25 protein-coding genes are annotated in these 19,978 nt (G+C 54.2%); 8 read left to right on the top strand and 17 right to left on the bottom strand.

From position 1 onward, the window contains the following. The 3 genes from KEHDKFFH_RS18200 to KEHDKFFH_RS18210 form a co-directional block, all read right to left on the bottom strand. On the bottom strand, positions 1 to 261 hold a 261-nt coding region (locus KEHDKFFH_RS18200; protein ID WP_146084238.1), incomplete at its 3' end, for a hypothetical protein. Then, the gene (locus tag KEHDKFFH_RS18205) at positions 258 to 725 is read right to left on the bottom strand and encodes a hypothetical protein (protein ID WP_104323218.1); all 468 of its coding nucleotides are present in this window, start codon (positions 723 to 725) and stop codon (positions 258 to 260) included. The genes KEHDKFFH_RS18205 and KEHDKFFH_RS18200, both read right to left, overlap by 4 nt. Next, positions 722 to 925 carry a hypothetical protein gene (locus KEHDKFFH_RS18210; protein ID WP_041646358.1) on the bottom strand — a complete coding sequence of 68 codons (204 nt, stop codon included), beginning with the start codon at positions 923 to 925 and terminating at the stop codon, positions 722 to 724. Before KEHDKFFH_RS18210 ends, KEHDKFFH_RS18205 begins: the two co-directional genes overlap by 4 nt. A gap of 123 nt (positions 926 to 1,048) precedes the next feature. Between KEHDKFFH_RS18210 and KEHDKFFH_RS20600 the strand changes: the two genes are divergently transcribed. Together KEHDKFFH_RS20600 and KEHDKFFH_RS18220 are read left to right on the top strand one after the other, a co-directional pair. After that, positions 1,049 to 1,318 carry a helix-turn-helix domain-containing protein gene (locus KEHDKFFH_RS20600; protein WP_104323219.1) on the top strand — a complete coding sequence of 90 codons (270 nt, stop codon included), beginning with the start codon at positions 1,049 to 1,051 and terminating at the stop codon, positions 1,316 to 1,318. Between the two features lie 177 nt (positions 1,319 to 1,495). Beyond that, the gene (locus tag KEHDKFFH_RS18220) at positions 1,496 to 2,746 is read left to right on the top strand and encodes a hypothetical protein (protein WP_146084239.1); all 1,251 of its coding nucleotides are present in this window, start codon (positions 1,496 to 1,498) and stop codon (positions 2,744 to 2,746) included. 104 nt (positions 2,747 to 2,850) lie between these two features. On the opposite strand, the gene KEHDKFFH_RS18225 is transcribed toward KEHDKFFH_RS18220, so the two are convergent. Beyond that, on the bottom strand, positions 2,851 to 3,198 hold the full coding sequence (locus KEHDKFFH_RS18225) for a hypothetical protein (RefSeq protein ID WP_104323221.1): 348 nt from the start codon (positions 3,196 to 3,198) through the stop codon (positions 2,851 to 2,853). Between the two features lie 57 nt (positions 3,199 to 3,255). Then, positions 3,256 to 3,540: a BrnT family toxin gene (locus tag KEHDKFFH_RS18230; protein WP_104323222.1), complete on the bottom strand. Its 285-nt coding sequence runs from the start codon at positions 3,538 to 3,540 to the stop codon at positions 3,256 to 3,258. Between the two features lie 315 nt (positions 3,541 to 3,855). Here KEHDKFFH_RS18230 and vapB point away from each other — a divergent pair, with 315 nt between their 5' ends. Then, on the top strand, positions 3,856 to 4,086 hold the full coding sequence (gene vapB, locus KEHDKFFH_RS18235) for a type II toxin-antitoxin system VapB family antitoxin (RefSeq protein ID WP_104323223.1): 231 nt from the start codon (positions 3,856 to 3,858) through the stop codon (positions 4,084 to 4,086). Continuing rightward, positions 4,083 to 4,487 (top strand): type II toxin-antitoxin system VapC family toxin, encoded by a 405-nt coding sequence (locus tag KEHDKFFH_RS18240; RefSeq protein ID WP_104323224.1) that lies wholly within the window; start codon positions 4,083 to 4,085, stop codon positions 4,485 to 4,487. Before vapB ends, KEHDKFFH_RS18240 begins: the two co-directional genes overlap by 4 nt. Positions 4,488 to 4,649: 162 nt before the next feature. Here the strand turns inward: KEHDKFFH_RS18240 and KEHDKFFH_RS18245 are convergent, their stop codons facing one another. The 4 genes from KEHDKFFH_RS18245 to KEHDKFFH_RS18260 all read right to left on the bottom strand — a co-directional run bounded on the left by KEHDKFFH_RS18245 (position 4,650) and on the right by KEHDKFFH_RS18260 (position 7,824). After that, entirely contained in the window at positions 4,650 to 5,351 is a 702-nt protein-coding gene (locus tag KEHDKFFH_RS18245) for a PEP-CTERM sorting domain-containing protein (RefSeq protein ID WP_198412820.1), read from the bottom strand. A 604-nt stretch (positions 5,352 to 5,955) separates the two neighbouring features. Then, positions 5,956 to 6,726 carry an NYN domain-containing protein gene (locus KEHDKFFH_RS18250; RefSeq protein WP_104323225.1) on the bottom strand — a complete coding sequence of 257 codons (771 nt, stop codon included), beginning with the start codon at positions 6,724 to 6,726 and terminating at the stop codon, positions 5,956 to 5,958. A gap of 289 nt (positions 6,727 to 7,015) precedes the next feature. Then, on the bottom strand, positions 7,016 to 7,240 hold the full coding sequence (locus KEHDKFFH_RS20095) for a hypothetical protein (protein WP_146084240.1): 225 nt from the start codon (positions 7,238 to 7,240) through the stop codon (positions 7,016 to 7,018). A gap of 143 nt (positions 7,241 to 7,383) precedes the next feature. Further along, the gene (locus tag KEHDKFFH_RS18260; RefSeq protein WP_104323226.1) at positions 7,384 to 7,824 is read right to left on the bottom strand and encodes a universal stress protein; all 441 of its coding nucleotides are present in this window, start codon (positions 7,822 to 7,824) and stop codon (positions 7,384 to 7,386) included. Positions 7,825 to 8,111: 287 nt separating this feature from the next. Here KEHDKFFH_RS18260 and KEHDKFFH_RS18265 point away from each other — a divergent pair, with 287 nt between their 5' ends. Together KEHDKFFH_RS18265 and rhtB are read left to right on the top strand one after the other, a co-directional pair. Continuing rightward, positions 8,112 to 9,074: a calcium/sodium antiporter gene (locus tag KEHDKFFH_RS18265; RefSeq protein ID WP_104323227.1), complete on the top strand. Its 963-nt coding sequence runs from the start codon at positions 8,112 to 8,114 to the stop codon at positions 9,072 to 9,074. A 3-nt stretch (positions 9,075 to 9,077) separates the two neighbouring features. Continuing rightward, positions 9,078 to 9,698, top strand: coding sequence for a homoserine/homoserine lactone efflux protein (gene rhtB / locus KEHDKFFH_RS18270; protein WP_104323228.1), 621 nt, complete (start codon positions 9,078 to 9,080; stop codon positions 9,696 to 9,698). A 12-nt stretch (positions 9,699 to 9,710) separates the two neighbouring features. On the opposite strand, the gene KEHDKFFH_RS18275 is transcribed toward rhtB, so the two are convergent. The 8 genes from KEHDKFFH_RS18275 to dctP form a co-directional block, all read right to left on the bottom strand. Then, positions 9,711 to 10,151, bottom strand: a complete 441-nt coding sequence (locus KEHDKFFH_RS18275) for a DUF4124 domain-containing protein (protein WP_104323229.1) — start codon at positions 10,149 to 10,151, stop codon at positions 9,711 to 9,713. Between the two features lie 122 nt (positions 10,152 to 10,273). Then, positions 10,274 to 11,479 carry a glycolate oxidase subunit GlcF gene (gene glcF / locus KEHDKFFH_RS18280; RefSeq protein ID WP_104323230.1) on the bottom strand — a complete coding sequence of 402 codons (1,206 nt, stop codon included), beginning with the start codon at positions 11,477 to 11,479 and terminating at the stop codon, positions 10,274 to 10,276. Between the two features lie 2 nt (positions 11,480 to 11,481). Then, positions 11,482 to 12,549 carry a glycolate oxidase subunit GlcE gene (glcE, locus tag KEHDKFFH_RS18285; RefSeq protein ID WP_104323231.1) on the bottom strand — a complete coding sequence of 356 codons (1,068 nt, stop codon included), beginning with the start codon at positions 12,547 to 12,549 and terminating at the stop codon, positions 11,482 to 11,484. Next, positions 12,542 to 14,014, bottom strand: coding sequence for an FAD-linked oxidase C-terminal domain-containing protein (locus KEHDKFFH_RS18290; RefSeq protein ID WP_104323232.1), 1,473 nt, complete (start codon positions 14,012 to 14,014; stop codon positions 12,542 to 12,544). Before KEHDKFFH_RS18290 ends, glcE begins: the two co-directional genes overlap by 8 nt. Positions 14,015 to 14,053: 39 nt before the next feature. Beyond that, on the bottom strand, positions 14,054 to 14,479 hold the full coding sequence (locus KEHDKFFH_RS18295; RefSeq protein WP_008169282.1) for a GlcG/HbpS family heme-binding protein: 426 nt from the start codon (positions 14,477 to 14,479) through the stop codon (positions 14,054 to 14,056). Between the two features lie 22 nt (positions 14,480 to 14,501). Next, entirely contained in the window at positions 14,502 to 16,034 is a 1,533-nt protein-coding gene (locus KEHDKFFH_RS18300) for a TRAP transporter large permease (protein ID WP_104323233.1), read from the bottom strand. Further along, a complete protein-coding gene (locus KEHDKFFH_RS18305) occupies positions 16,031 to 16,735 on the bottom strand; it encodes a TRAP transporter small permease subunit (protein ID WP_008169278.1) in 705 nt (234 codons plus the stop codon). The genes KEHDKFFH_RS18300 and KEHDKFFH_RS18305 overlap by 4 nt, the downstream gene beginning before the upstream one ends. Before the next feature lie 100 nt (positions 16,736 to 16,835). Further along, positions 16,836 to 17,882: a TRAP transporter substrate-binding protein DctP gene (gene dctP, locus KEHDKFFH_RS18310; RefSeq protein WP_241956556.1), complete on the bottom strand. Its 1,047-nt coding sequence runs from the start codon at positions 17,880 to 17,882 to the stop codon at positions 16,836 to 16,838. A gap of 344 nt (positions 17,883 to 18,226) precedes the next feature. Between dctP and KEHDKFFH_RS18315 the strand changes: the two genes are divergently transcribed. Together KEHDKFFH_RS18315 and KEHDKFFH_RS18320 are read left to right on the top strand one after the other, a co-directional pair. Beyond that, positions 18,227 to 18,985 carry an FCD domain-containing protein gene (locus KEHDKFFH_RS18315; protein ID WP_104323234.1) on the top strand — a complete coding sequence of 253 codons (759 nt, stop codon included), beginning with the start codon at positions 18,227 to 18,229 and terminating at the stop codon, positions 18,983 to 18,985. 155 nt (positions 18,986 to 19,140) lie between these two features. Further along, the gene (locus KEHDKFFH_RS18320) at positions 19,141 to 19,911 is read left to right on the top strand and encodes an ABC transporter ATP-binding protein (RefSeq protein WP_064230039.1); all 771 of its coding nucleotides are present in this window, start codon (positions 19,141 to 19,143) and stop codon (positions 19,909 to 19,911) included. The last annotated feature ends 67 nt before the right edge of the window (positions 19,912 to 19,978 follow it).

Below are 19,978 nucleotides of genomic sequence, written 5' to 3' on the forward strand. Positions count from 1 at the left end.
AAGGCGGTCAAAGGCCGGGCTGTGATGGCCGCTGGCTTCCAGTTCGTGGATCAGGGCGTCGGTGAAGCCGGCTTTGCAGCGGGCCATGTAGTCGCACGGGTAGTCGGTGCGGACTTCCTGCAGGTGGCTTAACTGGTGCAGGAGATTGTCAAAAAGGCCTTCCAGGACCTGGGCAGTGAGCGCAGAGGACGGACGAGGGCCCTGGAAGGCAAAACTGGCCGCGTTGATGGCTTTGCTGATGTCGTGGCGGTGGTATCTCATGCGTAGGCCTCCAGGCAGACACCTTTATAGAACTGTCCTGGGGATGCCCCGCAGGCTTTCAGTTGTTCGCGACGCAGTACCACAGAGCGAGGAAGAACACCTTTCACGCTCTGGTAGTAGTTCAGGTAGGCATCGAGGTTGGCGCGGATCTTCAGGGCCCTGGGGTTGTCGATGAACCGGACGACGTCGCCACCAACCGGGGGTTGATCGACCTGGGAAGACACGAAGCGCCAGCCGGCTGCACCGTTGGTGTGATCACCGCCAACGGCCAACCACTGGCGGCCTGATTTGCTGACCGCAACGGTTCCAGGTCTGACCATTCGAGCCGGGCCCAGGCGGTCAGAGGACGCGACGAATTCGGAACCGTTGAAGAAGTAGAAGGTGCAAGAAAGGGTGCGGCCCTTCTCGTTAGCCACACGGATGATGGTCTGGGCTTTTCTGCCGACTCGATTCAGGGGCTTCATTGCCAGTCCTCCTGGTCCAGGGCCTGCTGAGACAGGGCGGCAATGTTGACCATGCGCACCCGGCCGATTTTGAGTGAAGGCAGATGTCCTTTTTCGATCTGGCCCCTGACCTGCCCTTCCGTTAAGCCCGTGAGCTGGGCGTAACGGTCCTGGGTCATGACGGGGGTTGCGATCAGAATGATTTGCTTTTGCTCGTCCACTGTTTTGCACTCTGCTACACTGATTTTCACTGTTTGGTGCGCATTAATGGGTGCACCCATATTCGGGTATACACGTTTTTGTGTATACATATCTAAAGGTATATTCATTTTTGTGTACTGTCAATGGACTTAGCCAGAAAAATTAGAGCAATAAGAGAGGCGGAGACGTCAGGGCGTCAGGAGTTCTGTGATCTTTTGGGTGTGAACAAAGGCACGCTCACCCGGATCGAGCAGACTGGGCAAGTGCCGAAAGGAGATCTCTTGGAAGAGATCTGCAGAAAGTGGCCGAAGTACACGCTATGGCTCATGACTGACAAAACTGACGAGTCATGCGGCCAGATTGATCCGCAAACAGAAATCGCTAGGAGAGAAAACAGCCTGAAAGCAGGATAGGTTTCAGCCTGGCGGCAAGAATCGCCAGTTCCTGGTATGGAGACCGACGAGGGGAACGACAAGAACAAAAGGGCTGGCCGTCGTAGTGTGTGGTGGCGGCTTCAGGCTGGAGCTTTTTATCTTGACTCCGTTAGTGCTTGAGAGACAAAAAGGAAATCCTAATTACATGGAAAAACAATGGCTTCGGATAGAATAGTTAGAGTCTCAGGAGGATTAATTACTCCTAACACCGCGTATGATGTGTATAGAGCAACGAATAGACCCGATCCGGACGTCAGCCCGGAGTCATACTTGCTTCCACCAAAGTCGAACGACTTATGGGAAAATGCGAAGAAAGATGCTGAAAACGAAACAATCCATATCTTGTATATTGTTCTTTTTATAGCAGTTATATTTTTCTGCTTACCTTTTATAGTTACAAAAGATTTGGCTTCCTCATCAGTTTCAGATTGGTCTTTAGTTATATTAACAGGATTTCTTGGAATAGCCGCTATTCTGTCTTATCGCCAAAATGAAAAGCAAAAACAAAAAGAAAATGATTACGAACACTTCAATCAATTCATGGACTTGGCAAACTCTGCGCTAGAAATACTTTATGGCATCGAGCCGATGAGTTTTTCAGGAGAGGATCCAGAAAACACGATAAAGAAATGGGACCTTTGTGCACAAAAAATATCGGCAGCCAACCGCCAACTATTATCAATAGAAAGCGTAGCAGTTTGCTCGAGAATAAAAACTGAGCTTCAAGAATTTCGGGAACTGTTCCGGCACTACTTAAGCAGGAAGAAGCTCTCATACTTTGTCCACCTAGATATATTTTTACCTTATATAATTGCCTACTCCTCCAATACATGGAATATAGAAGATGATGATTACGTTCTTTTTATGATTGAGCACATCGCTGGAAACTCCATCTACAGCGATGAATTAATGGAGGAATTTGTAGCCGATTTTAACAGGATATCTGAGCTTGGCTATCTTGGGGAAATTGAGTTAGAAGATATACTATTTTCATACGCCCAGACAAAGGAGCGAATTTACAAAGAGCATTTCTCAATGCCAGAAGAGCAAAGATTCAAAAAGCCAGTATTGAGCCCCTGCCCAAGCAAACATTCAATAAATACCATTGCTGATTTTTGCACAAACTTAAGCAAAAAAAGTTACTCGTATGACCAGGTTGCATCTTTCATTAGAGGGAATATGAAAAACACGAAATGGACTAACTTTGAGGCCCTTTATATACAACTAAACGAATTTTTCCGCTTAAAAGATGGCGGAATCCAATCGAAGAAATATCCCCAAATAAAGCAAGATTGGAAATCAAGACCAGGGCCAACTCGGATAAGGGTAAGCAGCCCACCTGAAATATCCTTTGACTATCTATTCAATATCTCTCAGATAATAAAAAACTCGAGAAAAAAACAATAAAAATAAAGTAGCAGCATCGGGTTCAATTACCGCATTCCCATTGGCGCCTCTGAGGGGTTAACTCAAAGGCGCGAAAGGACAACCTATTTCAAAGCTCGGCAAGATTAACCGTAGGCCCTTTTCCCTTCGCCGTTATCAGGATCATGGTGCTCGTCGTCGTCCAGGGACCGCATATCAGCCGATTTCTCACGCAAGATGCGTCGTTTTTCTGAATCGGCAAAGCGCTTAAGCACCTGGCGAATCAGAGGCTGATAACCGATACCGTTGATCTCCGCGATCATCTTGAAGTCTTCAATCAATGACTTCTGCAGTCGAATAGAAATCGGCTGCAGCCCCGCGGCTTCGTTCAATGCGGCGTCATCTACGTTCTTTGAAACGCGAACGAACTCTTCTTCCCGGCCCAGGGAACCGTCATCCCAGGCTTCCGGGGTACCTACAATTTTCTTTCCCATGATGCGTGCTCCCCGTCGCTGTCGTTCTCATGTTTCTTTCTCTGCGACTTGTCTCAATTAAAATGCGTACTTGGTATAGATAGCTTCTTCTTTTGGGTTCGGACCATAGGAAGTTTTCAGCAGTATGTCGCCATTCTTGAGGATGAAAACCACCTTCAGGCGGCGACCGTAGTCAGTTTCTGCAATGAACCACTGGGTAGGAGGATCTGTCTTATGGTCCTCCCTGGTATCTTCCAGTAGGCCACCTTCACGGTTCGCAAAACACTGCTGAACCTCTTCCAGGCTGACACCGTGCTTTTCGGCCAGTTTCTGCTTCACCGCAGATGAACATTTCAGCGCCATCGTATTCCTCAAGCCTTTTGTATATACAAAGTATATACGCCGACAGATCACTATTCAACGGCATTGGTGTGTCAACGAAGTGACAACAGGGAAGCGGTTTTGTGTGGTGGTCTGTGGATCTGAACTTCGATAACTGTCTGTTTTTCTGACTATTGTGGTTTTCTGTGGTACTACGAAAACCCGCCCCAAGGCTCTCATAATCCCCTGCTAAATTGAGTCCCTAATGGCTCTCCTACCTCATTAGGCAGTTCACACTTCCAAACAGTTTGTATATACTGTATATACATTGGTAAAGATAATCGCAGAGGTGGCAACATGGCAACCACAAGAATCTTCAAGTCCGGCAACTCCTGGGCTGTGCGCATTCCAGCAGATATGGCCTACGACCGCACCGATGTAGAACTAACGGTCGAACGTGTCGGCGACGAAATCCGTATTCGGCCAGCACGTCGGTTGACTGGGCTCGCCGACAAGTTCCACGGCTTTTCAGCTGATTTCATGGAAGATCGGGAAGGCGAGGAAGACCAGGAGCGTGATGGGCTATGAAGTACCTGCTGGACACGAATATCTGTATTTACCTTATGAAGCATGAAGTTCCAGGGGCAAAAGAGCGGTTTGAACAGTGCTTCTATGGCGATGTAGCTATCTCTGCCATTACCTTGGCAGAGCTACAGTATGGTATTGAATGCAAGCCAGAGAACCGGGAGCAGAACAAGAAGGCCTTGGAGCGCCTACGGGCAGATCTGGTAGTTGCACCTTTCGATGACGATGCAGCGATTGCCTATGGCCGTCTGAGGGCCGGCATTCCCCAGGATCAACGCCGCAAGGACGCACTGGACAAACTGATAGCGAGTCATGCGGTCGCTCTGGGCGCGGTTCTGGTTACCAACAACGAGGATGACTTTACCCGTTACCCAGGCGTGGCAATTGAGAACTGGACCCGTTAGAAAGGCGGCTGGGAAAGGTGCCAACGAAGCATCCAGACCTTGTGCTTTTGTGTGGCGCCTTGAAAGTTTGCGGCATCAGGCTCAATTCCCGCAGATTCGAAATATCAGCTAAGAGAGAGCCCCATTCAAGGGACTCTCTTTACAGGTATAGTTGCAAATAGACTATTGCTCCTTATCTTTACGTCGCCTAACGGTCACCAGTCCGCCGAGGCCAAGCGCCAGTAAAGCTAACGTTCCGGGCTCTGGAACTTGTGTAGCCTGACGGAATGCCACCTCACCTATTGCACAGGAATCGAAATCACCGGGTTGCTGCGGGCATCGACTCATATCCAGTCTGACATACTGGAGGAGCGCAGCCCCGATGCCGAAAACATCAGCACTATAGTCGTATGGATGAGTGGGATGATCGGTCGGAGTCAGCCCCCCTGAGAGCAGCGAAAAGTTTACACCGTCCGAGGAACCATAAAGATCCAGTAGACCAATCCCTGCAGCCTCTTCATTCCAGAGCGCCAATGCATCTATGCTGTAAACAGCCCCCAAGTCATAGGTTACGCTCGCCGTATTGGAGCCTGAGTTACTAAACCACTCATTGCTGGCGAAGGTGGATGTATGTAATGGGTTTGTGCCTATGTATGTGTCGAAATCCGTTACACCACTGGTATAACCACTCAGAAGTCCCGACTGATCAAACGTATCCTGAAGGGAACCAAACCCGGGGCCACTACTGTTAATGGTTCCACCAACAGCGCTAAGAATGGCCCCCGCATTAGCTGCACCTGTAAAGGCCACCATCAAGCTACCACCTAGAACGATACTTTTAGCCAGATTCAGACTTCCTTTCTTTTTCATGTCATGCTGTTTCATGTCGCTCTCCCTATTTCTGCCCAATCGCGAGCATCAAGGGATTTTTTTGCATAAAACAAGCCAGCCAAATAGTTCTTATCGAAAATCTATAATTTACTCATCTATCTACATCCTCAAAGCAGAGCTGCCCCTGGAAAGTGTTTATTATCTCGACACACAACTTGCATCATAAAGCATGCAAAGGGTCGTGTTAGCGAGCGGAATACATCTATCTCTGAGAGAATTGAACGCGATATTTAGCTCTATCTTTGTTCCACAAAAGACAGCCCGATGAGCCGCTCCTCAGCCCTACCAAAGCTCTTCCTTTTTACCCACTCGGCCTGAAAAACGATTAAGAAGCTTTCCGTGACTTTTTGGAGTGTTACAACAAGATGGATGTCCTCAGAGTGTCCACCTAATTGCGCTTTTCAGTGGTGGTGTGTGGGCCTGAACTTCAGTAACTGCCTGATTGTGCAGCCATGTGGTTTATTGAGCAGGTGCCGCAAGGATTGAAAATCCCCGTGTCGGTGGTTCGATTCCGCCTCCGGGCACCATTAAGAATTCAGACAAAACCCGCCTTGTGCGGGTTTTGTTGTTTCTGGTGGCCACCTACTAGCATCCATGCTTATTTCTTTCCCTCTCTAATTGGGCGATAGGCTTTGATTCCAGAAGTCGCAGATTGCTTCCTCAGCTCAAAGTAGTCACCCAAATCCGCAAACAAGTCTGAGAACTTTTTGGCGCCATAAGTCCGAGGGTCAAAATCAGATTTTGCTCGTTTCAGGAAAGATGCAGCACCACCCAGATGAGCCCATCCCTGATCATCCTGGACATGATCGTATGCACGCCTCAGCAGCCTCACGATCTCAGGAACTTCTTCTTGTTGTTTTGACGGCTTGGCTGGCTTCTCAGGCTTAGCAGAACTGGGCTTTCCGGACGCATCCTCAACCTCATCGACAGCAAGGTTCTCAGTAAGAAGGAAATCGTCACAGGCATTCCGGAATGAGGTCGGCGTCTTGTGTTCACCAAAACCAAATACGTAGATCTCATCTTCACGAAGTCGAGAGGCAAGTTTGGTAAAGTCACTGTCACTGGAAACAAGTGCGAACGCGTCAAACTTCTCTGAGTAGAGCAGGTCCATCGCGTCAATAATCATTGAGGCGTCAGTGGAATTCTTACCCTTGGTGTAGGCAAATTGCTGGACCGGCTGGATTGCCAGCTCATTCAGCACGGTCTTCCAGTTCTTTAACGAATCGATGGACCAGTCGCCGTACGCGCGCTTGGTGACAACGTGACCGTGAGACGACAGTTCCTCGAGGATGAGCGGAAGTTTTGAGAGCTGAGCATTATCCGCATCAATCAGTACCGCAATCTTCTTATGCTGATCTAGATCCTTCATTCAGACATCCATGCTATTGATTCGTTAATGAGTATCGGCGCTTTTCCTATAACGTCCACCAGGTGCCCTGATGAAACGTGAGCATACAGTATAGTGAGCTGGATATCCGAGGGCCCCAGGAGTTCTACAAGCCCTTACTTTGAAACCTTTTTGGTTTATTTGAAGTAGTGTCTGGAGAATCCCAGGATTCCAAAACACCAGTTAAAGGGATCTTCGGACTTCTACAAGATCAAACTCAGATCGCAAGGCTTTCGCCTGGTGTATGAGGTAGACGATGGAAAAGTGGTTGTCACAGTCGTAACTGTCGGCCGCCGGGACACAGTCTATAAGGGCTTTTCGGTGTCTGGAGAGCAGCCCCGGGATCAATGCGCTCTTCCATCAGTCGTCGTTCACACATGGCTCTTTTCAGTTCCGTGTAATTGGTGGGGCTCGGATCCTCTTCGTAGCGCTCCTGAGCCAGTCTCGCCAGGTCACACTTATCAAGCCATTTCTCGATCAGCTCTGTAGTCTTCATAGCCACCCCGTTTCGTTGAAGTCACTCAGTCAGCATAAAGGCGTGGACCCGGAGCTATCTCGGTTGTTTTTCGCATGAATTGTGGCGAATCATGGAGGGAGCGATGGTCAAATAAAAAGCCCGCTTGATGCGGGCTTTGCCGTTCACTCACTTATAACCGTCACCGGCCGGTGGGCGTGCCTGACGACCTTTTCACTGACGCTACCAAGAGTGAGGCTTCTCAGCATTGAGTCGCCGCGCCGCCCCAGAAACAGGTGGGCGCCCGGATTTTCGTCGAGATATTCGACGATTTCCTTGGCGGGATCCCCCTTCAGCAGAACTTCTCCAGCAGGCTCGACAAGTCCGCTTACAGCCTGTTTTGCGGCATCAAATGCCTTGCGCCCGTACTCGTTGGCTTCTTCATCAATGTCGCTCTGCAAGACACCACTCACGATCAGTCTCTCGACCCTGGTGCCCGGGAATACAGCGAGCAGTTTAAGTGGTTGGCCGGTAGCTTTAGCAAGCTCAGCTGCCATTTTCGCTGCGTGCGACGAATGCTCTGATCCGTCACAAGCGACTACGATGCTTGGAGTCCCTTTTGCCATGGTCCTCTCTCCCTTCGCATTGAATGTATTTTCAACATAACACCTATGCCCAAACCGGATGATTGACCCAAGTCATACACCCGGGCGACTCCTTGAGAGCTATAAACTTCGATTAACTCCATTCAATCCATCGAATGCTACAACTCAGTGTAGATGACAAGGCATCAAAATCTATCCAGAAGCTCCCGGAGGTGGGTAATGCCCGGAATTTATACTTATTGCAGACACCTGTGGCACCATCGATTCTTCCGCTGCCGAGACGGCAACGACGACAAGGAGTGATTGAAATGCTGATGGCCATTGGGGCGATCATCGCGGGCCTGATTCTGTTGGTGTGGAGCGCGAATCAATTTGTGGAAGGCTCAGCCACCACAGCCAGTCATTTCGGAATGCCGCCGCTACTCATTGGTATGGTTGTGGTGGGTTTCGGCACCTCTGCGCCGGAGATGGCGGTTTCTGCCCTTGCCGCGTCCCAGGGCAACCCGGGGCTGGCCCTGGGCAATGCTTACGGTTCGAATATCACCAACATAGCCCTGATTCTTGGCATCACGGCACTGCTGGCTCCGATAGCCGTGCATTCACAGGTCATGCGCAAAGAGCTCCCCATTCTGATTCTGGTAACCGCCTTCGCCGGCTGGCAGCTTTGGGACGGTAACCTGAGCCGTATGGATGCAGTTGGCCTGATGCTGGTTTTTGTGTTGCTGATCGGCTGGAGTATCTACCAGGGTATGCGGCAGCCCGGCGACGCCCTGGCACAAGAGATGACGGAAGAAATCCATGCCATGCCATTGCGCAAGGCGCTCTTGTGGCTGGTGATCGGTCTTCTGCTGCTAATCGTGAGCTCCCGCATTCTGGTATGGGGCGCCGTTGACCTGGCAACCATGTTCGGCATCAGCGATCTGGTCATCGGCCTCACCATAGTGGCCATTGGAACATCACTCCCGGAACTGGCCTCATCCATCATTGCGGCCCGCAAGGGTGAGCACGACCTAGCCCTCGGCAATATTCTGGGCTCCAACCTGTTCAACACCCTGGCCGTTGTGGGCATTGCGGGACTGATTGCACCCATGTCGGTGGCGCCGGAAGTGCTCACCCGTGACTTCCCGGTGATGGCTGCCCTCGCCCTGGTTCTGTTTGCAATGTGCTATGGCTTCCGCGGCCCGGGGCGCATCAACCGGCTTGAGGGCGGCGCCCTGCTGCTTGCCTTCGTGGCCTATACGGTGTATCTCTTGGCTTTTTCAGGAGCGTAATCTATGTCACTTGCAGCCTGGCTGACCTTCCTTGTTGCGGCCGTACTGATCAGCGTTTCCCCGGGTGCCGGGGCGATCAATACCATGAGTAATGGCATGCGTTACGGTGTTCGCCGTTCGCTGCCGGCCATCATGGGGCTGCAGCTTGGTTTTGGCATCCAGATTCTGCTGGTGGGTGCCGGGCTGGGCGCCATCATTGCCTCCTCCAACATCGCCCTGTCGGTCATCAAGTGGCTGGGCGTTGCCTACCTGATCTGGCTGGGCATTTCCAAATGGCGCGAGCCGGTGATGGAATCCATGGACGATGACCGTCAACCCGTTAGCGGCCACAAAAGGTTCTGGAATGCGGTGTTCGTGAACCTGACTAACCCCAAGGCCACGGTCTTTCTGGTGGCCCTGTTCCCGCAGTTTCTGGTAGCCGGAGCACCCCATGGCCCGCAGCTGATCACCATGGGCGCCACCCTGATCCTGGTTGATTGCCTGGTGATGCTGGGCTACGCCCTGCTCGCCAGCCAGCTGTTCCGTTTTATGACCACCGCCCGCCGCCAGCAACAGATGAACCGGGTGTTTGGTGGGCTGTTCGTCACCGCTGCGGTCGCCCTGGCCAGCTTCAAACGCGCCTGATATTGGGCTGAATCAACGCAGGATACATTCACGGCTCAGCTTCTGGCTGAGCGTTCGGCGTTGCTGCCTGAGTGTATTGCCCCGGTCGTTACTATAGCCAGCCCGCAACTTGGACTGAATGCGCTCCAGTTTACTCCTGTAGGTTGCGCAGGTTTTCTCAAGCCTGGCATCGGCCTTTTCTTTTGCGGATATTCCGGAGCCGCCCGGACGGCCCGAGGCAAGCAGGCCTTCAACGTCTTCGCGGATTCCGGAAACACGCTTGCCTTGCTTGAGGTTCTCAGACATAGGCACGGTGACAGGCGCCTGTACCTGTAGCTGCTTATGGGGAATTTCGCCCGGCGGGTAATCGGAGAAGTGTGCAACGCCCCGGCTGTCTATCCAGGTGTAGACCTCGGCATTGGCCACTGAAGCGAGAAAAAAAGACAAAACGAGACCAGCCAGCATCCTTGGCATACGGTTCCACTCCCTGTGGTTCGGTAACTTGGTGGGGCAGTATAGCGAAAAAAGCCGCGCACTTGGGGTCAGATGAGAAGGGGGTCAGATGAAATCTTCATCCGACCCCGATTTCAGTTTTACTAATCCAGCAGCTCGATCCAGTGCTGAACCGGCACCGGTGATTTGGTCTCCAGGTGCATTTGGCAACCGATGTTGGCGGTTACAATGCGTTCCGGATTATCAACGGTCAAAGCCTTCAGCTTATTGCCAAGCAGCTTCTGGCTCATCTCCGGCTGGGTCACCGAATAGGTGCCTGCGGACCCACAGCAGAGGTGCTTGTCCTTTGTTGCCGCGAGATTGACACCGGCACGGGTCAGGACCTGTTCCACCACACCATTCTGCTTCATGGCGTGCTGCAAGGTGCAGGGGCAATGGAACGCCACCTTGCCAGGATCCTGGCGAACCTTGAGTTTCTCCAGGTCCTGTTGCAGCAGGAAGGCGCCGAGATCCGTGCACAGCTCGCTCACCTTCTGCGCCTTGGCGGCATAGACCGGATCGTCTTTCAGAAGATGACCGTAATCCTGCACCATGGCACCGCAGCCAGAAGCCGTCATGACAATCGCTTCCGCGCCCGCTTCGATCGCAGGCCACCAGGCATCAATGTTCTGGCGCATTCTTTCCAGGCCCTTCTCATGCTCGGAAAGATGGTAGTTCACGGCGCCACAGCAGCCGGCCTCGGGCGCTTCCACCATGGTAATTCCAAGACGGTCAAGAACCCGGGCGGCGGCGGCATTGGTGTTCGGCGTGGCCGAAGGCTGCACGCAGCCTGCCAGTGCCAGCACAATCCGGCTGTGGCTGGCCGCCGGCCATGGGCTGGCCTGTTTTCTCGGCGGCACCTTGGTGCGCAGCTTTTCCGGCAACACCGGGCGGAAGATCTGCCCCAGGCGCAGCAGTAAACCGAACAGCTGGCGGTTCGGAATCACCCGGGCCAGGCCCCAGCGCAGCCACTTGTCTTTCGGCTCCCTGGGCATCTCCTTTTCCATCAGACCACGGCTGATGTCTACCAGGCGGCCATACTGAACCCCGGAAGGGCAAGTAGTTTCGCAGCTGCGGCAAGTCAGGCAGCGGTCCAGGTGCTCCCGGGTTTTCTCGGTGACTTCCGCCCCTTCCAGGAACATCTTCATCAGGTAGATCCGGCCCCGTGGGCCGTCTCGCTCGTCGTTCAGCTCCTGATACGTCGGGCAGGTTGCGGTGCAGAAGCCACAATGCACACAGGCCCGCAGGATGGACTCGGCTTCCTGGCCTTCCTTGGTGTTGGCAAATTGTTGAACCAGATTCGTTTGCATAATTACAACCAGCTGTATAAACGTCCGGGATTGAAGATATTGTCCGGATCAAAGGCAGTCTTGATGCGGCGCTGAATGCCCTTCAGGGCCTCCGGCTGGTGATGCATCACCTCACCGGTGCGATCGCCACCACGGAACAGGCTGACCTGGCCACCGGCCGCTCGGGCGGCAGGTTCCAGATCCTTCAGCTCACCGGCGCCACGGAACCAGCGCTGGGAACCGGCCCAGTCGATAAACCAGTTGCCTTCCAGTTTCGGCGTGGTAGCCGTCGAACCGACCGAGAAGCGCCAGAGCGGTACGTCGTTACCGGCAAAAAACTCGTGCTGCATGTCCTGCACCTGTTGCCAGAACTCGTCGCCCTGCTCCATCACTTCGCCGGACCACTTTTCAGCCGTGGCTTCCACGCCGGATTTCGCACCGGCCAGGCGCAGATAAACCTTGCCGTCCACCCAGCAGGCGGCCGTGATCGGCTTGGGCTCGGCGGCGCGGCTGTTCATGTAGTGAACCACCTCGTCCATGCCCATTTCCTGAACCAGAGTCAGCGAGGCCGCTGGTTTTGGCATAACTTTCATGCTGATTTCGGTGATTACCCCCAGGGTTCCCAGGGCACCGGCCTGGAGCCGTGATACGTCATAGCCGGCCACGTTTTTCATGACCTGACCGCCGAAGCGAAGGTGTTCACCCTTGCCGTTGAGCAGCCGGATACCCAGTACCTGATCCCGTACTGAGCCCGCCCAGGGGCGACCCGGCCCGGAAAGATTGCAGGCCAGGGTGCCACCGATGGTGGAGGCCGCACCAAAATGCGGTGGCTCGAAGTGCAGGCACTGGCCTTCCTCGGCCAGTGTGGCCTCGATCTCGCTCAGCGGCGTGCCGGCGCGGACGGTCAGTACCAGCTCCACCGGGTGGTAATCCACAATGCCGGAGTGCTCGCCCACGTTGAGGGTTCCGGCATCAGTGTCGGCTTCCCGGCCCATGAAGGCCTTGGTGCCACCACCGACAATATTGAGTTTGTGCCCGCTGTCCCGGGCCTGGAGCACCTGCTCCTTCAGTTGCTGGGAAATATCAGCCATGGGCGGCTTCCGTATGCTCGTGCGTGTGTTGTTTGTGCTCAAGGGAGCGGTATTCCTGGCAGAACCTCAGGGCCGGAACGCCCTTGCCCGGATTGAGAATTCCGGAGGGATCAAAGGCTGCTTTCACATCGTGGAACTGCTGCAGCTCCTCATCGTTGAACTGCACGGCCATCTGGCGGATTTTTTCCACGCCCACCCCGTGTTCACCGGTGATACAACCGCCCACTTCCACACACATTTCCAGAATGCGTGAGCCAAAGGCCTCGGTGCGTTCGAACTCACCGGGCACGTTGGCATCAAACAGGATCAGGGGATGCAGGTTGCCGTCACCGGCATGGAACACGTTGGCGACACGCAAGCCAAACTCCTCGGACATTTTCTCCATTTCGGTGAGAACGTAGGCGATATGACGGCGGGGAATGGTGCCGTCCATACAGTAGTAATCCGGGGAAATCCGGCCCACGGCCGGGAAGGCAGATTTACGGCCTTTCCATAACAGCGCGCGCTCTTCCTCGCTCTGAGAGGTGCGGACCGACGTGGCGCCAAGCTTGCGGAACACTTCCTCGGCCTCGGCGATATGCTCGTGGACTTCCTCCTCGGTACCGTCCACTTCACACAACAACAAGGCCTTGGCGTCCCGTGGGTATCCGGCCTGCGCGAAGTCATCCGCTGCGATGATGGCGTGGCCGTCCATCATTTCCAGGCCACCAGGGATAATGCCGTGGGAGATAATCCCGCCCACGGCGTCACCGCCCTTCTGCACGTCATCAAAGCCGGCCATGACAACCTGGGCCACTTCCGGTTTCGGCAGCAGTTTCACTTTGACTTCCGTTACCACACCCAGCAGGCCTTCCGAGCCGGTCATCAGCGCCAGCAGGTCCATGCCGCAGCTGTCCAGGCCATCACTGCCCACGGTCACCACATCACCCTCGGCGGTGACCATTTCCACGCTGAGGATGTTGTGAACGGTCAGACCGTACTTGAGGCAGTGCACACCGCCGGAGTTCTCCGCCACATTGCCGCCGATGGTGCAGGCAATCTGGGAGGAAGGATCCGGGCCGTAGTAAAGGCCGAACTGGGCCACCTCTTCACTGATGGCCAGGTTGCGAACGCCGGGCTGAAGCCTGGCCGTTCGCGCCAGGGGATCAATGTCGATGATGCGATTGAACTTGGCCAGCGACAGCACCACGCCCTCCTTGTTGGGCATGGCACCGGCACTGAGCCCGGTTCCGGCGCCACGGGCAACCACCGGCACTGCGTTCTCGTTGCAGATGCGCATTACCCGCTGCACCTGTTCAACAGTCTCCGGCAGCACTACCAGCAACGGCATTTCGCAATACATCGACATGCCGTCGCATTCGTAGGGCTTCATGGTCTCGTCATCGGTGATGACGTAGTCCGGGTCGATAAACGCCCGGAACTGCTCCGCCAGCTCGGCTTTGCTGACTTTCGGCTTGGTAGTCATAGCACTCTCTGGGTGTGAGTTACGTCTGTCTGACAGTCATCAACCGCGTTTTGTTTCAAAGTGGTCAAGACCGGCCTGGGCACAGTCCATATCCTGCTGAGGGGTACCGGAACTGATTCCGATACCACCCACTACTTCGCCGTCGACGATCACCGGCAGGCCACCACCAACCGAGCTGATGCGCCCGCCCACTTCGGTATGGATGCCGAACGCAAGACTGCCGGGCACGTTTACCTTGTTGTAGTCATGGGTGGCTTTCTTGGCCGCGGCCGCCGTGAAGGCCTTGTCCTGGGCAATGGTCACACTGGTGATCTTGCCACCGTCCATGCGCTCGAAGGCCACCAGGTTGCCGGATTCGTCCACCACAGCGATGCACATGGGCACGCCGATTTCGCGGGCCTTTTCCGCGGCGCCCTCAATGAGGATGCGCGCTTCGGCAAGGTCCAGTCTTTTGATCGTCAACATAAAGCATTACTCCTTGATTTGATTAACCGTAAACCAGCCCTGGCAGCCAGGTTACGATGCCGGGGATCAGGATACACATGAACAGCCCGAATGCCTGAATCGCCAGGAACACCAGGGACGACTTGAAGATGGTACCCATGGAGATTTCCGGAGGACAAACGCCGCGGATGTAAAACAGTGCGTAACCGAACGGCGGACTCAGGAACGACATCTGCATATTCACCAGATACAGCACCCCGAACCAGAGCACCACGTCATCACCTGCAACCGGCGGGAAGCCGAACAAGCCAGGGAACTCCAGCGCTTTCACGATCGGAATGAAAATGGGCACTGCCAGCAGCAGGATACCAACCCAATCCAGGAACATACCCAGGACCACCAGCAGGACCATCAGCAGGAGCAGGATACCGTATGCCGACATACCCGTGCCCAGAATGGCGTCCGTTACGAACTGCTGGCCACCCTGGAGGATGTAGAAACCGACGAATACCGACGCCCCGAACATGATCCAGAGAACCATCGCTGACGCCTTGGCCGTGGTCACTGACGCCTCTCGAAGACCCGCGATCGAGAACTTCTTGTGCATCATCGCAACGATAATGGCACCGAAAGAGCCGATACCGGCCGCTTCAACCGGCGTTGCAATACCACCGAAAAGCAGGCCCAGAACCAGACCAACCAGCGCAAGGGGAGCGATCAGATTCCCCAGAAGCTTGAGTTTTTCTTTCAGACTGATCCGGTCTTCCACCGGAATCGGCGGGCCCAGCTTCGGATTCAGCCAGCTGCGCACCAGAACATAAGTCAGGTAAAGACCGGAGAGCATCAGACCGGGTAACAGAGAGCCCAGATAGAGCTCGCCCACGGACTGTTGTGCCACAACAGCGTAAAGAATAGCCAGAATCGACGGCGGAATGAGGATACCCAGGGTTCCACCCGCCATGATGGAGCCGATGGCAATCTTGTGATCGTAATGACGCTTCAACATGGCCGGCAGTGCGATGATGCCCATGGTGACAACGGCAGCGCCGATAACACCCACCATCGCAGCCAGAATCGTAGACGCGACAATGGTTGCAGCGGCAAGACCGCCACTGATGCCACCCATCCACTTGTAAACCACGCTGAACATCTCTTCGATCAGGCCCGCTCGCTCAAGCATCGAGGCCATGAAGATGAACAGGGGAATGGCCGCGATATCCGGGTTCGCCATCAGCGGAAAGATCCGGCCGGGGACGATGTTCAGCATCATGGCATCACCCACCAGGTAGATGAACATGACCCCAAGGCCACCGGTGACGAAGGCAAGCGGCAGGCCCATCATCAGGGCTACAGCCAGAGATCCAAACATCAGGTAGGTCAGCGGCCCGATTTCGACACCGGACAGGCTACCCGAGAGTTTGAAAAGGAATTTCTCATCACTCCATGGGTCGTAAAACAGAATGTTGATCAGTTCAACACAGATGACAAACGCCAGACCCACGGTGGCGATTATCATTAACCATGTACCCAGTTTCCCGGCCATGCCGTTGCTGGGCGCTGCAGTTGTTGTACTCATGATGTGCGCTCCTGACCGAGACGGATGAACAGTACGATGTCTTTAAGCAGCTTCGAAAAGCCGGCAAGCAGCAACAGGATTGCGCCCACAAACATCACGCCTTTCACGGGGTAATACTGGATACCCCAGGTCTCGACCGTGGTCTCTTGCATCATCAGAGAGTCCTGGAAGAAGGTCCAGGATGTGGTAGCCAGAACGGCTGCAAATATGAAGAAAAACATGGACGTAAAAATATCCATGCCCACGCGCCCGCGAACCGGCAGGAAGTTGTATACGACGTCTACCCGCACATGCGCTCCGTGTAGCAGCGCAAAGGCACCGGCAAGGATGTACTGCATGCCGAAGATCAGGAAGCTGGCCTCATGCACCCAGATCGTTGGCATATTGAAGATGTACCGCATAACCACTTCAAAGAAATAGAAAAGCACTGCGTTGATTGTCCAGAACGCAACGAAAAGGCCTGACTTCTCGCACATCCAGTCAACGATTTTGGTAAACCAGTTACCCTCGTACTCAAAGTGTGCAAGAGGATCATCTTCTTCAGACTGCAGCTCGGAAACCGTTTTCTCTGGCTCGGCGTCATCTCCGCCGTGCTTACTGCTCCACTTATCCCAAGCCATCATGAGCAATGGCATTACCGCAAGCCAGCCCCAGTAGAACCAGTGCGGCAAAACAAAGCCAAAGGAACTCAGATCAGACATGTTGTTACCACCCAGATCAAAGAGCGAGGAAGGGAGGGCTAATCCTTAGTCGGCTAACCCTGCCTTCCTCGTTTGTCGTTTTTTGTTTGAGCTTTGGAACTTAGAAGCCCTTGATGTCTTCTTCGGTAATGTAACCAACCGTGTCGTTCATCATGTACTTCAGCTGGATATCCAGGATGGCGCGTGCGTCCTCATTCTTGTTGGCCCAGTTGAACCAGATGGGGATCGCGGCCTTACGCCAGGTTTCCAGGTCTTCCTGGCTCAGACGGGTAACCGTGTCGCCATCTGCCTTGAACTTCTCCATCGCCTCGATGTTGCGAGCCTGAATCGCCAGATAGTGCTTCTGGGAGTAGATCCGAACCTCATCCTCAACCAGCTGCTGAAGCTCCGGTGAGATAGAGTTCCAGGCACGCAGGCTGACGGTCAGATCCATCAGATCCACCGGCTGGTAGATAGACATGACTCCTGGAGGCCCGAAAATGATGTAGTCGGTAACCTGGGAGAAGCCCAGTTCATAGTTAACCGCAGGGCCTACAAAGTCCGCTGCATCAATGGTGCCTTTCTCGAGAGCAGGGAAGATGTCCGAGCCCGGCAGGCTGACCGTCGACACGCCAAACTGCTGGAACACCTCGGCAACCATGCCTCCCGGGACACGGATCTTCATGCCTTTGAGGTCGGCAAGACTGTTAACAGGCTGCTTGGAGTGAATGATGTTGGCGTCGTGCTGGATCGGGCCAACGTAGAACAGGCCGAACTTCTTGTAGATTTCCCGGGTCTTCTCCAGCATGCCCATGGAGTAGAACATGGTGTCCCACTGATGAGGCTGATCAGGACCGGCTGGATAGGAGGACAGGAAGACAGAAGCAGGTATCTTGCCGGCCCAGTACAGGGTGAACGGATTCATGCCCTGAAGAACACCACTGCGCACCGAATCGAACAGGGAATTGTTATCGGCGGCGACAGCCTTCGCCGGGAAGCACTGGAACTTCAGCTCTCCGCCAGACTTGGCTTCAATACTCTTACACCACTCCTCGAAGAGCGTGTAGCCCACCGTGCCCGCGTCCCAGGTAGACTGGATTTTCCACGTAGTGGCAGCCTGGGCCTGACCTGCACCCATGAGCATTGCGCCGGCCAGAGTGGCGCCCATGGCGATTGTTTTGAGGAAACTTCTGCGAGGTGGGGTCTCGCCAGTGTCACAGCTATTTCGGATGTTATTCTTCGAATTCATCGAAACGTCTCCGTTGGCTTTGTTGTTATCAGCGTCTATGGCAACGCCGGCAAAGGCCGACATTAGAATGATATTCGTAGCCGCGCCGGGTTTAGTCCAGTTCGGAGTCCACTGGTCTGACCAGTTTTTGAAGTATTAAAAATGGACGAAATCCTCTGAATCGGCCATATTTAATGGGCTCGGACGCACATCAGCTGACAACGGAAACACCAACAATCAAAAGCAATCACTGGTCAGACCAGAGAGCGTAAACAGGCAGCCAAATGGCAATCTCCCAGGAAATCTCATACCGGCTTGAGCGCCTCATCCTCGACGGTGGGCTCGCTCCGGAGCAAAAGATACCGTCCGAACGTCAGTTGGCAACGCGGCTGGGCGTATCCCGTGCGGTCATTCGGGAAGCCCTCCATGAACTCCAGGGGCGCGGCGTGATCGAAACCCGCCATGGCAAAGGCTCGTTTGTTGCGAGCATGGTTCCCGGAGCCAACGAACTCGGGGAACAGAGCCCGTTGATGCATCTTTTCGAGGGGCACCCGCGAACGCTGTTCGATCTTCTGGAAGTGCGAGAGCAACTGGAGGGCCAGGCTGCCTATCTGGCCGCACAGCGGGCAACACGCTTGGACCGACATCGCATTACCAAGGCATTCCGAGCCCTGGAGGACACGGACCCGCTCAGCAATGCCCGGCTCGACCACGGTTTTCACCTTGCCATTGTGGAGGCCTCCCACAACCCGGTTCTGGTGCATGTGCTCAACAGTCTGAAAAACATGATGTTATTGACCGTTCAGGCCTCGGTTGCCAACCTGAACCCGCGAGAAGAAATGCGCAAGAAAATCGTCCGCCAGCACCGGCAGCTTTATGAAGCCGTGATTGCCGGAAAACCGGCCAGCGCCCAGAAGGCCGCCACGGCCCATGTCCGCTTTGTCAGCGAAGCCATGCGAGATATGGAAAAAGAGGGCGGCACACTGATCCGGCTGCCAGTCAATCAGGAAGCGGCCAATGAATATTCCCGGGCCGGCACCTGAGCATGGCAAAAAGCTTGCATTGAACACTCATTCGACCACAATGTCATGCAGCGAACGGCGGTGAAATTCGGTAAAACGCTCTCTTCCAGGGATTGATTTCCGGATCCACAGTCCGTAAAACATGCGCCTTTGAATTACAGCCCCAGGAGTCACCCATGGCGGACCAAGCGCCTTTGATCTGCAGGGACATTCACAAGACCTTTGACCAGCTTGAAGTGCTCAAAGGTATTTCACTGGAGACCCGCAAAGGCGACGTGGTTTCCCTGATCGGCAGCTCCGGCTCCGGCAAGAGTACCTTCCTGCGTTGCATAAACCTGCTGGAAACACCCACCTCCGGCGACATTATCGTGCACGGCGACCCAATAAGGTTCACAACCAACCGCAAGGGCGAACGTATTCCGGCGGATAACAAGCAGGTTGAGCTGATTCGCGCCAAGCTTTCCATGGTGTTTCAGAGCTTCAATCTCTGGTCCCATATGACCGTGCTGGAGAACATCATCGAAGCTCCGATCCACGTGCTCAAGGTTCCCAAGAAAGAAGCCATCGAACGCGCCGAAGCCTATCTGAACAAGGTGGGCATCTACGAGCGCAAGGACTACTACCCGGCCCAGATGTCCGGTGGCCAGCAGCAGCGGGCGGCCATTGCCCGGGCCCTGGCCATGGAACCGGAGGTCATGCTGTTTGACGAACCCACGTCGGCGCTGGACCCTGAACTGGTGGGGGAAGTACTGAAGGTAATGCAAAGCCTGGCCGAGGAAGGCCGCACCATGATCGTGGTCACCCACGAAATGGCATTCGCAAGGGATGTGTCGAGTCAGGTCCTGTTTTTGCATCAGGGCGTGATCGAGGAACAGGGTACCCCCGAAAAAGTGTTTGATCACCCGGATTCGGAACGCATGAAGCAGTTCCTGACTCCCAACTTCTGACACTCGGTGCTATCTTGAACCGGTGAAGAAATAAAATGTTGGAACCAAAAACTTCCATCAAAAATAA

Origin of the sequence: Marinobacter maroccanus (genome assembly GCF_002933275.1) — a bacterium.
In the GTDB taxonomy this organism is placed as follows: domain Bacteria; phylum Pseudomonadota; class Gammaproteobacteria; order Pseudomonadales; family Oleiphilaceae; genus Marinobacter; species Marinobacter maroccanus.

What these genes read in the sequence shown, in the direction of transcription:
- KEHDKFFH_RS18320 (WP_064230039.1), top strand. Translation starts at nt 19,141, where the DNA reads ATGGCGGACCAAGCGCCTTTGATCTGCAGGGACATTCACAAGACCTTT.
- glcF (WP_104323230.1), bottom strand. Translation starts at nt 11,479, where the DNA reads ATGCAAACGAATCTGGTTCAACAATTTGCCAACACCAAGGAAGGCCAG.
- KEHDKFFH_RS18290 (WP_104323232.1), bottom strand. Translation starts at nt 14,014, where the DNA reads ATGACTACCAAGCCGAAAGTCAGCAAAGCCGAGCTGGCGGAGCAGTTC.
- KEHDKFFH_RS18230 (WP_104323222.1), bottom strand. Translation starts at nt 3,540, where the DNA reads ATGGCGCTGAAATGTTCATCTGCGGTGAAGCAGAAACTGGCCGAAAAG.
- vapB (WP_104323223.1), top strand. Translation starts at nt 3,856, where the DNA reads ATGGCAACCACAAGAATCTTCAAGTCCGGCAACTCCTGGGCTGTGCGC.
- KEHDKFFH_RS18305 (WP_008169278.1), bottom strand. Translation starts at nt 16,735, where the DNA reads ATGTCTGATCTGAGTTCCTTTGGCTTTGTTTTGCCGCACTGGTTCTAC.
- rhtB (WP_104323228.1), top strand. Translation starts at nt 9,078, where the DNA reads ATGTCACTTGCAGCCTGGCTGACCTTCCTTGTTGCGGCCGTACTGATC.
- KEHDKFFH_RS18300 (WP_104323233.1), bottom strand. Translation starts at nt 16,034, where the DNA reads ATGAGTACAACAACTGCAGCGCCCAGCAACGGCATGGCCGGGAAACTG.
- KEHDKFFH_RS18225 (WP_104323221.1), bottom strand. Translation starts at nt 3,198, where the DNA reads ATGGGAAAGAAAATTGTAGGTACCCCGGAAGCCTGGGATGACGGTTCC.
- KEHDKFFH_RS18315 (WP_104323234.1), top strand. Translation starts at nt 18,227, where the DNA reads ATGGCAATCTCCCAGGAAATCTCATACCGGCTTGAGCGCCTCATCCTC.
- glcE (WP_104323231.1), bottom strand. Translation starts at nt 12,549, where the DNA reads ATGGCTGATATTTCCCAGCAACTGAAGGAGCAGGTGCTCCAGGCCCGG.
- KEHDKFFH_RS18205 (WP_104323218.1), bottom strand. Translation starts at nt 725, where the DNA reads ATGAAGCCCCTGAATCGAGTCGGCAGAAAAGCCCAGACCATCATCCGT.
- KEHDKFFH_RS18275 (WP_104323229.1), bottom strand. Translation starts at nt 10,151, where the DNA reads ATGCCAAGGATGCTGGCTGGTCTCGTTTTGTCTTTTTTTCTCGCTTCA.
- KEHDKFFH_RS18240 (WP_104323224.1), top strand. Translation starts at nt 4,083, where the DNA reads ATGAAGTACCTGCTGGACACGAATATCTGTATTTACCTTATGAAGCAT.
- KEHDKFFH_RS20600 (WP_104323219.1), top strand. Translation starts at nt 1,049, where the DNA reads ATGGACTTAGCCAGAAAAATTAGAGCAATAAGAGAGGCGGAGACGTCA.
- KEHDKFFH_RS18295 (WP_008169282.1), bottom strand. Translation starts at nt 14,479, where the DNA reads ATGTTGACGATCAAAAGACTGGACCTTGCCGAAGCGCGCATCCTCATT.
- KEHDKFFH_RS18250 (WP_104323225.1), bottom strand. Translation starts at nt 6,726, where the DNA reads ATGAAGGATCTAGATCAGCATAAGAAGATTGCGGTACTGATTGATGCG.
- KEHDKFFH_RS18220 (WP_146084239.1), top strand. Translation starts at nt 1,496, where the DNA reads ATGGCTTCGGATAGAATAGTTAGAGTCTCAGGAGGATTAATTACTCCT.
- KEHDKFFH_RS18265 (WP_104323227.1), top strand. Translation starts at nt 8,112, where the DNA reads ATGCTGATGGCCATTGGGGCGATCATCGCGGGCCTGATTCTGTTGGTG.
- dctP (WP_241956556.1), bottom strand. Translation starts at nt 17,882, where the DNA reads ATGGGCGCCACTCTGGCCGGCGCAATGCTCATGGGTGCAGGTCAGGCC.
- KEHDKFFH_RS18260 (WP_104323226.1), bottom strand. Translation starts at nt 7,824, where the DNA reads ATGGCAAAAGGGACTCCAAGCATCGTAGTCGCTTGTGACGGATCAGAG.
- KEHDKFFH_RS20095 (WP_146084240.1), bottom strand. Translation starts at nt 7,240, where the DNA reads ATGAAGACTACAGAGCTGATCGAGAAATGGCTTGATAAGTGTGACCTG.
- KEHDKFFH_RS18245 (WP_198412820.1), bottom strand. Translation starts at nt 5,351, where the DNA reads ATGAAACAGCATGACATGAAAAAGAAAGGAAGTCTGAATCTGGCTAAA.